This is a genomic window from Mucilaginibacter phenanthrenivorans (assembly GCF_024721155.1).
GTDB classification, from domain to species: domain Bacteria; phylum Bacteroidota; class Bacteroidia; order Sphingobacteriales; family Sphingobacteriaceae; genus Mucilaginibacter; species Mucilaginibacter phenanthrenivorans.
Genome location: NZ_JAHVAP010000003.1, coordinates 442,581 through 456,824, shown reverse-complemented (window position 1 = coordinate 456,824; position 14,244 = coordinate 442,581). Strand labels below are relative to the sequence as shown.

The following is a 14,244-nucleotide window of genomic DNA, read 5'->3' as shown; positions in this document are numbered from 1 at the left end:
ATTTTAAATTAACATTTCCATAACTATCAATATTTTATAATCATATTGACATATTATTGGTGGGTTAAGTCTAATAAATCGAACAGCCCTTATCTTTGTTAAAACAAAATATGAATATTCAGAAAATAACATTTGGCAATGGTTGCTTTTGGTGTACCGAAGCCATATTTGAAACACTAAAGGGAGTGAAAAGCCTGGCATCGGGCTATATGGGAGGGCACACGCTTAACCCGACTTACAAGGATGTCTGCACAGGAACTACGGGGCATGCTGAAGTTATCCAGTTGGAGTATGATGCGGATGAATTATCGTTCGATGAGTTGTTGCTTGTGTTTTTTAAAACGCACAATCCTACTACGTTGAACCGCCAGGGAGGCGATGTTGGAACACAGTACCGTTCGGCTATATTTTATTATAACGATGAGCAGCGCGATCAGTCTTTGGCCATGATAAAAAGATTAACTGATGAAAAGGTTTTTGATAATCCGATTGTAACGGAAGTTACGGCTGCAAGTGAATTTTACAAAGCCGAGGATTACCATCAAAACTACTTTGCCAACAATCCTGGAAATCCGTATTGCGCAGCTGTTATACAACCGAAGCTTTACAAATTTGCCAAGGAGTTTACCGAAAAAATTAAGCCGGAGTTGCTTTAAGCTACTGCTGACTTTAAGCGAGGAAGGTAGAAATAAAGTGGTTTAACGTGAGTTCGATATAAAGGTTGGCGGTGTAATATTTGATTTGTCGGTCAGTCTTATACGGCTATAGGTTTCCAGTCAATTCCTGGCGAAAAATAGAACTGTTGATAATCAACATGTTTCACTTTGTTCCGGGTGTTCCGCGTGTAAAAATGGAACGTTTTTCCGACTTGGATACACATTAATTAAACAACACATCCGCAGCCACCAACCGCTTATCAACTGTCCCTGGCGCTATCATATAAATGCGCGGTGATGGCGTATTCCTACGACGAACTCCCACTGCCGGTGCATTATAAAAGTATTTGATCTTAATTTTATGGTAGCCTTTTAGCAGTGATATGGCGCCCTCATTTTCATTTAGTTTAATATTATCGATAGATAGCTGGGTGTCATTATAAGTAGCGGTGTAGAAATTATAAATGCCGTCTGTTAGCACGGAAATATAGCCCTCGTAAATAATTCCGGAGTTCGGGCGTGTTTTCCGGAATTCTGTAGTTTCTAAAGTTTTGGTGATGCCGCTTGTGTCTGCAGGCGCGTAATCCAGTTCATCAATTGATGTAAAGTTCCCCTTTACCAAAGTGAATTTTAAACCCGGGTTGTTGGCGGTATAGGCGGTTGCCGTTATTGGCGCCTGGTTGAACATTACTGCGCTGGTGGGTAAACTTCTTCTGCCTGATGGGGTAATTACCAATGTTTTAAAGGTTCTCTTTTCGCCCGGCGGGATGTTAAACACAACCGGCGCTTCATAAGGCAGGTCGGTATCCAATGGGTCGCGACCATTCAGTGTATAAAAGATCCTTGCACCGGGGATGAACGTTTTGGGTTCCATGGTAAATTGTGCACCAATCATCATGGTATCGATCACATCGAATGCGGTTGGCACACGATAGTTATAATGCATGGCATCCAGCCGCTCAAAATGCTTGGCCAGGCGTAACTCGAAAAATGTCTTATAATCCTTCTTCTCCGGTTTGCTCCAGGCAATTTCCGAGAGGGCGAACAACCTTGGCAGGATCTGGTATTGTAATTTGGCGACAGACGGTACATACTCTGTCCATAAATTCCCTTGTACGCCGATGATATATTTCTTTTCTTCAGCAGTAAGTACTTTAGGTACGGGCTCATAATTATACGTTTCGGAGAAAATAGCGTATCGCCCGAATGAAACGGGTTCCAACGGCGACCTGCTTTGGTAATGATCGAAGTATAAACCGGTAGTTTGCGGCGTCATGATCACATTATGCTTTTGCTGGGCTGCTGCTATTCCGCCAGCCTCGCCTGTCCAGCTCATTACCGTTGCATTTGGCGCAAGGCCGCCCTCTAATATTTCGTCCCAGCCGATTATGCTGCGCCCTTTGGAGTTCAGGAATTTTTCTATCCGTTGGATAAAATAGCTTTGCAGCGCATTCTCATCCTTCAGGTTTAACTGCTTGATCAGACTCTGACAAAAGGCAGATTCTTTCCAAGGCTGCTTGTTGGCTTCATCGCCACCAATGTGGATGTATTTGCTGGGGAAGAGATCCATAACTTCAGTAAGCACATTTTCCAAAAAGGTAAATGTTTCTTCAGTAGGACAATAGATCCCGGTTGTTCGCGCCGGATTTTTAATGGAAGTGTCGGGCGTGCACATCAACTCCGGGTAGGCACGTAAAGCGGCGTCAGAATGGGCCGGCATCTCAATTTCAGGCACTACATTGATAAAACGGTCGGCAGCATATTTTACCACATCACGGATTTCATCCTGGGTGTAAAAGCCGGTATAAGGCAGCCCATCGGGCCAATCGCGGTTACTACCAAACATGGTTTGCAGGCGGGTGCCGCCAACCTCGGTAAGCTTTGGATATTTCTTTATTTGGATGCGCCAGCCCACACCGTCAACCAGGTGCCAATGAAAATTGTTCAGCTTATAAAAGGCCATCAGGTCGATCACCTTTTTTACCTGTGCCACATTAAAAAAGTGACGGGATACGTCAAGCATCATTCCCCGGTATCCAAACCGGGGTTCATCAGTAATAATCAGGCAAGGCAGGTTTGCGGTGGCCACCTTATCAATAGGAAATAGCTGTATTAAGGTTTGAATTCCATAAAACAAGCCCGCGCCTTTGCCGATGACAGTAATTTTACGTGGTGCTATGATAAGTTTATAACCTTCGGCAGGCAACGCTTCCGAACCACGTGCGGTAAGCACCACCTGTGTGCCGCTTCCTTTTGTTTTAGGACTATACTTAATTACCTTATTATTTAACCCTCGATTGATTAAAATAAAATCTTTAAACAGCGCTACGGCCTTGTCATTTGGCTGACTGGCCTTTATAATGGTGCTTTTGCTAAAGGTAAATGTCCCCGACGATTTAACCAGCGACGCCGGTGCCGGTATAATACCCAGGTTAGGATCATCCTGTGCGTAGGCGGTGTTCATTAACAAAACCGGGAATAGTAAAAATAACGCAGCGTTTGTGATTCTCATTTTGTTTGTTTTAGGGCGGATATGATTAATTGCCGGGTGTTAAAGTTAAACTATTACTTTAACAGGAAAGTAGTACAACAAATTGACTTTGAACAGAATTGAGGCTACTGTAATCATATTATTACAAAAAAATCCCCCGACTGTATATAGCCGGAGGATCATAAAATGGTTTAAATCTCAACTATCAAAGCCCTTTGCCCTAGAAATGTGTTACGCTACCGCTAGTGGCATCATAAAGGATACCATGAGTAGAGCCTACGGTGTTTCCATCGGAACATTTACATAATATTCCTATACGAAAGCCATAGCTGGCAGAAGGACGCGGCAGGGTAAGTGTATTTGAATAAGTATTTCCGGCCGGGAATGGCACGAACGGACTGCCATTATAATAGCCGCCGTAATTGAACGAAGTTGGCGAACCTGTGTAGGTCCAGGTTACGGTAAACGAGCTGGAAGTTACCGATACAAGGTTAACAGTACCCATATCGGCTACGCAATTAGCCATTTTGGAAGGCACTGCTTTAGCATGAGCCTTTTTGCGGGGCGTTCCATTTTTAATAATAGAGAAAGATGCGGTAACAAGCAGTGCAACGCACAGCGTTAACGCCAGAATTAGATTTCTTTTCATAGCATGTGTTTTAATGGTTTGGTTAATAAATTGGTTAATAATAGCTTAGGCTCTGATAATTTTTAGGTAAGGCAATATAAATAAAATATTTGCAGATATTATTTTAATTTATATTATAATTAAATCAAAACTCAAATACATATCCTGGTCATCTTTATTGCTTTATTATTTATAACCGATGCAAGAATGTTTAACTTTGCGCTCCAATAATTACAAAGCTTATGCAATATGATGTTATCGTTATCGGTTCGGGCCCTGGTGGCTACGTTGCCGCTATACGTTGTGCCCAACTGGGTTTAAAAACTGCAATAATTGAAAAATATAATACCCTTGGCGGTACCTGCCTTAATGTAGGCTGTATCCCATCGAAGGCCCTGCTTGATTCATCAGAGCATTACCATAACGCAGCCCATGCATTTGAAGCACACGGGATCAAGCTCAGTAACCTGGGCATCGACTTCGGGCAGATGATAAAACGTAAGGAAGAAGTGGTTACTGCGAATACCAGTGGGATAACTTACCTGATGAAGAAGAATAAGATCGACGTGCACACAGGAGTAGGATCGTTTAAAGATAAAAACACCATCATCGTAACCAAGGCCGATGGAACAACATCGGAGTTAACCACCACCAATGTTATCATAGCTACCGGCTCAAAACCATCTTCGCTACCTTTTATAAAGATCGACAAAAAACGGATAATTACTTCAACTGAGGCGTTAACGCTTAAAGAGATCCCAAAACATTTGGTATTGATTGGCGGCGGGGTGATTGGTTTGGAGCTGGGCTCGGTTTATGCCCGTTTAGGATCAAAGGTTTCTGTAATTGAATTTATGGATGGTATTATTCCCACTATGGATAAGGCCCTTGGCCGCGAGTTGCAAAAAGTATTGCAAAAACTCGGTATGGAATTTTACCTGGGCCACAAAGTTACCGGCGCTGCTGTAAAAGGCAAGGAAGTAACCGTAACGTTTGACGACCCGAAAGGCGAAAAGAAGGAGCTGAAGGGCGATTACTGCCTGGTGGCTGTTGGCCGTATCGCCTATACCGATGGCTTAGGACTAGATAAGATAGGCCTAACCGTTGAGGAACGCGGCCGCAAGATAACGGTAGACGAACATTTGGAAACAAGTGTTAAAGGCGTTTATGCAATAGGCGATGTTATTAAGGGAGCAATGCTAGCCCATAAAGCTGAAGATGAAGGAACATTTGTTGCTGAGATTATCGCCGGCCAAAAGCCGCATATCGATTATAACTTAATCCCAGGTGTAGTTTATACGTGGCCCGAGGTTGCCGCCGTTGGGCAGACCGAAGAACAGTTAAAAGCTGCCGGTGTAAAATATAAAACCGGCTCATTTCCATTCAAAGCCAGCGGACGTGCGCGCGCCAGTGGCGACCTGGATGGCTTTGTAAAAGTACTTGCCGATGCAACTACCGATGAGATCCTGGGTGTACACATGATAGGCCCACGGGCGGCAGATATGATTGCCGAGGCAGTTGTAGCAATGGAATACCGTGCATCAGCCGAGGATATCTCGCGCATGAGCCATGCACATCCAACCTATACAGAAGCTATGCGCGAAGCTTGTTTGGCGGCTACTGAAAATCGGGCGATCCATATTTAATCTGGATTCCGGAGGTCGGAATTCCGATCCCGGAATTGGGATTAACGCGGATAGATTCGACAACTTTTAAAGTTGTCGAATTTTTTTTATGTTTTTTTTGGAAGGTCTGGCAAATGCTTTCCATTATTAACTCTTTCATAGACTTTCTTATTTAAATAAATGCAATAAGCCGCCGGCCTGTGGCTTTTTAGTGCTCCGCAGCTTCTCCGCTACTACCCGTATTGAGAAATTATAAATGGCTTTTTTAATTAGTAATTTATCCATAATACAATAACAGTATAATGAATAAAACCAATTCTATTAACCGCCTTTAAGCCTTATTTTCAACAATGAAGCAGAATGTTTTTACGCGATTTTACGTAAAACCAACAGGTGTTTTCATACAAAAAAGCGGGTTATTTAACTCCAAAAAATGGGTTATTAAACGGGCGTTAATATGTATTTATGAAATTATATTTATATATAGTTTTGATAAGTTAAAGCAACTTATCAAACCATGATAAAGGCCTGGTAAAGAAAGCCCGTCTTGTGAATTGTAGCACTCGCGATTTTGTATTTATCTATAGTTATTAAAGCAAGCGGGCTCTCAACCGTGCTCAGGCCCAAAGACTTTGAAAGATAAAGGGTTAACTCTGTTTTTATTTATGAAAAAGCAGAACATTTATTTTTTTCACCCGTATAATATTTTGTTAAGGCATTTTTAGCTCTGCTAGCTATGAGAAAAATTTTATTTTATCTTTTGGGGGCAATTGTTTTAATGCTGCCGGGTTACAATATCATGGCTGCCGTCCCTGTTATTACTTATACCCCATCAACAAATACTTATACTGTAGGTACAACAATTACTACTTTAACACCTACTATTACCAACGGCGTTAGTACTTTTGGTTTTGGTACCGGCACTGCCCTTACCGGCGCTACTTTAAACAACCCGCGTGGTATAGCTATTGATGCCTCGGGTAATGTTTATGTAACCAATAGTGGCAATAACACCATTAGTAAATACAGTTCAAGTGGCGCGTACGTCGGCACATTTGGCACCGGAGCTACAATGTCTCTTCCGAAAGACCTGGTTTTTGATTCATCAGGCAATGCTTATGTATTGAACCTTGGCGCTACACCCGGCACAGGCAGCGTGTATAAATATAATTCAAGCGGTGTTTATCAGTCAACCATACTTAGCGGCCTAAACTACGCTTTGGGGCTTACTATTGATGCATCCGACAATATTTATGTTGCCGATCAGGGGGCTACAACGGTAAAAAAATACAGCACAAGCGGCACACTTTTACTTTCATTACCTACCACTAATTTAAGCACTCCCCTTGGTGTGGCGGTGGATGCATCGGGTAACATTTATGTGGCAAATAACGGCACTGGCAACGTAACAAAATATAATTCAGCCGGAACATTTCTATCTACTTTTCTTACCGGATATACATCCCTGCAAACCATAACAATTGATGGCGCCGGGAATATCTATATAGGCGACAATGCAACTACTAATGTGGTTAAAGTTTATAACCAAAGCGGCACATTGCTTACCAGTACAGCAGTTACCGACCCCGAAGGGATTGCTGTTGACAGCAAGGGCAATATGTTTACATCGGCCTATTATGCCAACCAGGTAAATGAATATGCGCCGACGGGCGGCGTTTTTTTAAACAAGGCTTTACCGGCAGGCTTAAGCTTTAACAGCAGTAATGGCAGCATCAGCGGTACGCCAACAGCAGGAATGGCAACTACTGTTTACACTGTTACGGGCTATAACGCCAGCGGCAGCGGGAATACTACGGTTACTATTACTGTAAACTTAGCCATAAACAATTGGAACGGTTCAACAAGCACTGACTGGAACACTACAAGTAACTGGAGTAGAGGTATAGTACCGGCAATCGGCGATGCTGTACAAATAGGTGTCTCTACCGCCTTTAAATTCCAGCCAGTTATTAGTGCTGGGGCAACAAATACTATTGGCAGCCTAACTATTGGAACCAATAATAGTACTTTGGGCTTTCCTGTTACGCTTACCGTAAATGCTAGCAACAGCCTTACAGTTAGTGGCGCTCTCGTTCAAAACCCGAGCAATACAGGGAGCTACACATCCACACTTGCCGGTGGCGGGAGTATTATATGTGCCTCAGTTCAGGTAGGAAATACTACTACATTTCCACCTGTGCTCGCTGTGGACCTTACACAGTTAACTTCAACAATAGCTAATTTACATGTAACAAGCAATGTAACCGTTAATTCTACCGACTTTGGGGTTCTTTTTGTCGGCGTTGGGCTTATTAATGCAACCTTTTCATTACAGGGGGGCACCACTATTGTTGATGGTACAATATTAACCACAAATACAAATAGCGGGGTTCTATCGCTAGTTTTTGCCACTCCAACGTTTAGTATCGACATGCCAACAGGTTCATCGCAAACGCCCGTTTTACAACTAACTAATGCGGCTCCCATAAATACAGCAAGCGTTTCCGGAAGTATTGATTTTTATAACAACACAGGGGGTACAGGGACAGCCACCGTAAATTATAATTATGGCAGTACTAACCAGGAGGTCTACACAGCTTCAACTTCGGCTTTAAATACAAGCCCGCAAGTTTACCAATACCTCACGCTCTCCGGGACCGGCTCACAAAGGGTTGACGCAGGTTCCTTAACCACAGGGCAGGATATTACTTCGTCATCAACTGTAGATTTGAATACCAATAACCCCACAATATCCGTTGGCAATAGCTGGGCAAATTCCGGTAATGTAACCCAGGGCTCCGGCACTATAGCGATAACCAACACCCTTCAAAACACCAGCGGCACATTTCAATTGGGAACCGGCAACACAACAACCAGCACTTTGCAAAATAGCGGCGGAACAGTAGCCGGAGGCGCAGGTCCGGGAACCATAACAGTTAGCGGTACATTCCAAAATAATGGTGGAACGTATCAATGTAATGCCGAAGATCTTTACGTAAATGGCGGCTATCAAAACACATCGACGTTTACGGCCGGTACAGGCACCGTATTTTTTAATGGAACTGCCCAAACGTTAACAGACGCCAGTTCGGCAGGAACATTGTTCAATAATGTCACATTTAGTAACAGCGGTACAAAAACCATATCATCAGGCGTTTTTGGGGTATCAACAACTGGGGTATTAAGCGTTTTGGGCTCATCAACGATATTGGCGCCGGGTGGAAATCTTACGCTGTATGCCAGCAGCTCTTCGCCGTTAGCCTATGCACAAATAGCCCCGGTTACAGGTAAAATTAGCGGCAATGTTAATTACCAGGTATATTTTACCGGTGGCGCAGGTTACCGTAATTACCGTTCAATGGCTTCGCCTGTGTATAACAATACTTCAAGCTATAGTTCAACAAATGGAACATATACACTGGCAAGCCTTATCAATTCTTTTATAATAACCGGGGTAAATGGTTCAACCAATGGGTTTGATAAATCAACAAATAATGGCGCTACTCTTAGAATCTATAACACAGCCACCAATATTTATACATTTATAACAAGCCTGTTGACGGCACCTACCGTTGCATCGGGTACTGCTTTTTATATGTATTTCAGAGGGAGCCGCACCCCGGCAGGCACGGTAACCGCAGCAGACCCGTTTGGTTCAAAAACAAACCGGACAGATGGCGGTGGATTATACGCTACAGCTGATGCTGTAATGTATACTTATACCGGAGTGCCAAACCAGGGGAGCCTTGCAGCACCAACGTTTGCTGCAACCGATTCAAGATATTACTACCTGGCAAACCCTTATGCTGCAACGTTAGATGCAAATGCTATTATTAACAGCGCTTTGGTATCGGGTACTACTTATTTTGTAAATACCAAAACCTGGATCTGGAGCCCTTCGGCGGCTAACTATGCGATATACAATTTTACCACTCCAGGCTTATCTGTTAATGGAGGTAAACGATATATAGTACCGGGGCAGGGCTTTTTTATCCAGGCCGCAACCACCGGAACTGTAAAAACGCTAACTATAACCGAAGCTATGAAGAGCGTTACCAATAGTTCAAATGCAGCCCGCTTTTTATACCAGGCAGAGCCGTTAGCGGCATCTGATCCGCCGATATTAAGACTGAAATATTTGAAGGATACTGTTTTATCTGATGAAATTGCTATTGCGTTTATAGACAGTTCAAAGGCGACGATGGACAACCAGGATGCAACCCACCTGGAAGGCTCCAGCCTCACCTTGTCCAGCTTAACTACCGATAATCAATATCTTGCTAACGACGTAAGGCCTTTTACTGGAAAAAAAACAACCTTTCAATTGTATATAACCCCTGACAAGGATACTACTTACACGTTAAAACTATCATATAAAAATGCTTTAATGAATAATTTTAAGATAAGCTTGAGCGACAGCTTGCTTAATACAACCACTGATATTACCAATAGTGTTTATACATTTAGCGTGGTCTCGTCGCAGGCAAATACCTATGCCAAACGTTTTAAGCTTATTGTTGAGCCACAACCACCATCACCGGCTTTTATGAAGTTTACAGCCCAGCTTACTCCGGTAAGGCAGGTTTTTTTGCATTGGGACGTTATTGGTGATCGAAGCGCTATCAAGTACCAGGTACAGCGCAGCGTCGATAACAAAACGTTTACCGATATCGGCAATCCGGTAAATATTATCGGGGAAACTTCTGCCGGAAGCTACCAAATACTTGATCAAAGCCCACGGATAGGTTTAAACTACTACAGGTTGGTACAAACAGATATGTTTAATGACAATAGCATTTCTGACACGGTAACAATAGCAAACAACCCGGGATTATTGAATGGGATTGCAAAAAATGGATTTGTTTTGTATTCAAACCCTGTAAAGGACGTTTTGGCAATAGTAAGTGATAAGAGTTACCAGGGGACAGTAAAGCTGCAGATCTATAACAACATGGGGCAAATGCAGGAATCACAATCATTTACAGGGATGAGTGCCCAGGTACCTATACAAAAGGACATAAGTGATTTAAAAATGGGTGTTTACACTGCACACATAGCCAATAACAACAAGGAAATGGCGATAATTAAGTTTATAAAGGAGTAGAGATAAATCGCCTAACCTACCGGGAGTTGGCCTTAACTAAAAGGTCACCTCTCCCTAAATCCTTCTGCAACAGCGTTAAGGTGATGTGCAAATTGGATATCCGCACCTGACAAAGCGTTCCATTTTTACAAGTGGAACACCCGGAACAAAGTGAAACATGTTGATTATCAGCGTTTCTATTTTTCGCCGGGAATTGAATAGATGTAAGTAGCTGAATCCTGTATATCGATAAAACTTACGAAGTTTTAGAAACTTCGTAAGTTTATGGGCAGCAAAAAGCCCCGGCAAAAATACCAGGGCTTTTCAAAATCAGTGTAATCCAAAAATATATTATTCTTCTACCAACAGATCACCGGTAACAGTAGATTTAATTTTAGCTTCCAGTTCTTCCATTAGTTCAGGGTTATCAAGGATCAGCTGCTTAACGGCATCGCGGCCCTGCCCTAAACGGGTTTCGCCGTAGCTGAACCATGAACCTGCCTTTTTTATGATGTTATGCTCAACGCCAAGGTCGATGATCTCACCAGCCTTTGAAATGCCTTCGCCAAACATAATGTCGAATTCAGCAATACGGAAAGGAGGAGCAACCTTGTTTTTTACAATTTTTACCTTAACACGGTTACCTGATACTTCGTCGCTATCCTTTATCTGCGAGATCCTGCGCACATCTAAACGAACCGATGCATAGAATTTAAGGGCATTACCACCGGTAGTGGTTTCCGGGTTACCGAACATCACACCGATCTTATCGCGCAGCTGGTTGATGAAGATACAGCAACATCCCGTTTTACTGATGGTACCGGTTAGCTTACGCAATGCCTGCGACATTAAACGTGCATGCAAACCCATTTTCGAGTCGCCCATTTCGCCTTCAATTTCCGCCTTGGGAACTAATGCAGCAACAGAGTCGATAACCAGGATATCGATAGCTCCTGAGCGGATCAGGTTATCGGCAATTTCCAAAGCCTGCTCACCATTATCCGGCTGAGAGATCAGAAGGTTCTCTACATCTACACCCAATTTCTTGGCATAAAAACGATCAAAGGCGTGCTCTGCATCGATAAATGCTGCGATACCACCATTCTTTTGGGATTCAGCAATGGCATGGATTGCCAGCGTAGTTTTACCTGATGATTCCGGACCGTATATTTCTATAACACGGCCTTTAGGCAAACCGCCAACGCCCAGGGCGATGTCGAGCCCTAAGGAGCCGGTTGATATAACTTCAGTAGGTTCAATAACAGAATCGCCCAGCTTCATGATGGTGCCTTTTCCGTACGATTTTTCCAGCTTGTCAAGGGTTAGCTGTAATGCTTTTAATTTATCTGCGCTGCTCATTGTAAAAATTGTATGGACAAATATAAAATCTATTTTTTATAAATGCTAATATTTTTAGTAATTTATTTTTTAGTGTTTTAAGGTCTGATTTGGTTGAGTAAGGTAAGAGGAATATCTAAATATATCAAAACAAACTACTCACTTAATCTAACCTAATCAACCACTCACTCACTCATCACCAACACTTCTCTTCCGTAGTTCTTTGGTGATCTTATTTAAGGTGTTCCGCTTCTTAAGCTCCTTTGCCTTCTTCACCTTTAATGCCTCTGCCTTCAGCAATGCAGTTTCTGTATGGGTGCGCTCATAATACCTGCAAAACCAGCTGATAGGACAGATCTCGCATTTAGGCGTGCGGGCAACACATATATAACGGCCATGCAATATCAGCCAGTGATGCGCAATACCCAGTGTTTCCCTTGGTAAAAATTCCACCAATTGCTTTTCAACTGCAAGTGGCGTTTTGGCTTTATTGGTTAAACCAATCCTCTCCGAAACCCGGAACACATGGGTGTCAACAGCAATAGCCGGTGCCTCGAAAACTACAGATGAAATAACATTTGCTGTTTTACGCCCAACGCCGGGCATCTTCTGCAAATCATCAATAGCTGATGGTACCACGCCGCTAAAAACATCCAGCAATACTTTAGCCATGCCCACCAAATGCTTTGCCTTATTATTGGGATAGCTTACGCTGCGGATATAAGTAAAGACCTCATCGGGAGTTGAAGCCGCCAATGACTCCGGCGTAGGGAAGCGTTCAAATAATGCCGGTGTTACCTGGTTAATCCGCTTATCGGTACACTGCGCCGAAAGAATAACCGCTATTAATAATTGAAATGGGTTGCCATAATGCAGCTCAGTTTCCGCATCCGGCTGGTTCTTTGAAAAATATTCGACGAAATGTTTGTAGCGTTCCTTCCTGTTCATTTGTTCAATTGTTCATTAGTTCATTGGTATTTGCAGGCGGGCAAAGGCAATAACTAAACCGTAATAATCTTGAAAAGCCAAAGATATATAGAATAAATTATTGATGATTAGTATCGAACTTTTACCAATGAACTAATAAACCAGTAAGCAAATGAACTAAAATAGAAAGGTTCACAAATCGCAGGGTGTTTGTTACAACAACGAGGATCTGTGAACCAGTGGGGCAGATACTGTACTAACGTAAACTCTTCGAATAATCGAGAATTTGGTGGATGGTTTGAACTTTCGGGGTTCTTTTCAGCAGATCCAAATCAGCACGAAGTGAGTGATAGAACATCAGTTCGTCGCCTTCCAGATTCTCCTGTAATTCCGCGTTTACCATGGCCTTGTCGGTCAGTAAATTTAAAGTCGTTGTAAAGGTTTCATCCATAAGCTTTGTTAAAATTTTGTGGTTTACAGAATACTAAACGAAAGCTTAAATATAATATTTTATCAAGATGAAAATTAAATGAAATTTTTTTGTTACAAAGCTGGAGGTTGTGAAGAGAAGTTGTAAAGGTTGTAGTTGTTGCAAGGGTTGTAAATGTTAGAAAACGTGTAAGGGGTGTAAAAGAAGCGCTTTTTACGACTTCAACCTTTACAACCCTTACAACTTTTATAACGTTCTTAAACTTAATTTTTCAAGCTCAATTCCTTGCTTTGCATCATTTTGCGCAGGTTATTCAGCGCGTAACGCATGCGGCCAAGGGCGGTGTTGATGCTCACGTCGGTAATATCAGCAATCTCCTTGAAGCTCATATCACCAAAATGGCGCATTATCAGTACCTCTTTTTGCTCGGCAGGTAACAGGTGAATCAGCGATTTAAGATCCTTATACGTTTGCTCCCTAACCATACGGTCCTCGGTGCTTTCGTCATAATTTCCAAGTACTTCAAAAATATCGAAGTCGTCGCCATTGCTGATCATCGGCGCGCGTTTTTCGCGGCGGAAATGGTCGATCACTAAGTTGTGTGCTATTCTTGTTACCCAGGGTAAAAACTTTCCTTCCTCGTTATATTTCCCGGCTTTTAAAGTATTGATCACTTTAATAAAGGTGTCCTGGAAAATATCCTCGGCAAGGTATTCATCCTTAACAAGCAAGTAAACAGAAGTGTATATTTTTGATTGATAGCGGCGAATTAGTTCTACCAGCCCTCCTTCATCACCCGCAATGTAAAGATGGATTAGATCCTGGTCACTCTTCAATTGAAAATCCATAGAAAAAACTACTAAATATAATTAATTAAATATTTTAATAAAGTAGAGTTCTATCTATAGCGTTATTTTTTAGGGATTAAAAAATTGTTATCCCAAATAAAACAATTTATCGCGTAAAAAACAAATATTATTTCCTGTCAAAAATGCTACAAGGGATTATTTAACATTTTTTAACACTTTGCCACACAATAAACATATCGGCGTACTGTTGCAAAATA

At 42.3% G+C, this 14,244-nt stretch carries 9 protein-coding genes; 3 read left to right on the top strand and 6 right to left on the bottom strand.

What is annotated here, in order from left to right; translation table 11 throughout:
- The first annotated feature begins 110 nt into the window (after positions 1–110).
- Positions 111–656 (top strand): peptide-methionine (S)-S-oxide reductase MsrA, encoded by a 546-nt coding sequence (msrA, locus tag KXD93_RS08530; protein WP_258136597.1) that lies wholly within the window; start codon positions 111–113, stop codon positions 654–656.
- A 223-nt stretch (positions 657–879) separates the two neighbouring features.
- On the opposite strand, the gene KXD93_RS08525 is transcribed toward msrA, so the two are convergent.
- Together KXD93_RS08525 and KXD93_RS08520 are read right to left on the bottom strand one after the other, a co-directional pair.
- The gene (locus KXD93_RS08525) at positions 880–3,168 is read right to left on the bottom strand and encodes a family 20 glycosylhydrolase (protein ID WP_258136596.1); all 2,289 of its coding nucleotides are present in this window, start codon (positions 3,166–3,168) and stop codon (positions 880–882) included.
- Positions 3,169–3,367: 199 nt separating this feature from the next.
- Positions 3,368–3,796, bottom strand: a complete 429-nt coding sequence (locus KXD93_RS08520) for a hypothetical protein (RefSeq protein WP_258136595.1) — start codon at positions 3,794–3,796, stop codon at positions 3,368–3,370.
- 221 nt (positions 3,797–4,017) lie between these two features.
- On the opposite strand from KXD93_RS08520, the gene lpdA reads away from it, so the two are divergent.
- Both lpdA and KXD93_RS08510 read left to right on the top strand, forming a co-directional pair.
- Positions 4,018–5,421, top strand: coding sequence for a dihydrolipoyl dehydrogenase (gene lpdA / locus KXD93_RS08515; RefSeq protein WP_258136593.1), 1,404 nt, complete (start codon positions 4,018–4,020; stop codon positions 5,419–5,421).
- A gap of 715 nt (positions 5,422–6,136) precedes the next feature.
- The gene (locus KXD93_RS08510) at positions 6,137–10,504 is read left to right on the top strand and encodes a DUF8693 domain-containing protein (RefSeq protein WP_258136591.1); all 4,368 of its coding nucleotides are present in this window, start codon (positions 6,137–6,139) and stop codon (positions 10,502–10,504) included.
- A gap of 330 nt (positions 10,505–10,834) precedes the next feature.
- Here KXD93_RS08510 and recA read toward each other — a convergent pair whose 3' ends face one another.
- The 4 genes from recA to KXD93_RS08490 form a co-directional block, all read right to left on the bottom strand.
- Entirely contained in the window at positions 10,835–11,842 is a 1,008-nt protein-coding gene (gene recA, locus KXD93_RS08505; RefSeq protein WP_258136589.1) for a recombinase RecA, read from the bottom strand.
- A 168-nt stretch (positions 11,843–12,010) separates the two neighbouring features.
- Positions 12,011–12,769, bottom strand: coding sequence for an endonuclease III (gene nth / locus KXD93_RS08500; protein ID WP_258136588.1), 759 nt, complete (start codon positions 12,767–12,769; stop codon positions 12,011–12,013).
- Positions 12,770–13,004: 235 nt separating this feature from the next.
- Positions 13,005–13,199, bottom strand: a complete 195-nt coding sequence (locus KXD93_RS08495) for a hypothetical protein (protein WP_258136587.1) — start codon at positions 13,197–13,199, stop codon at positions 13,005–13,007.
- Positions 13,200–13,441: 242 nt separating this feature from the next.
- Complete coding sequence (locus tag KXD93_RS08490; protein ID WP_073407590.1) at positions 13,442–14,026, bottom strand: RNA polymerase sigma factor; 585 nt, start codon at positions 14,024–14,026, stop codon at positions 13,442–13,444.
- Between the last annotated feature and the right edge of the window lie 218 nt (positions 14,027–14,244).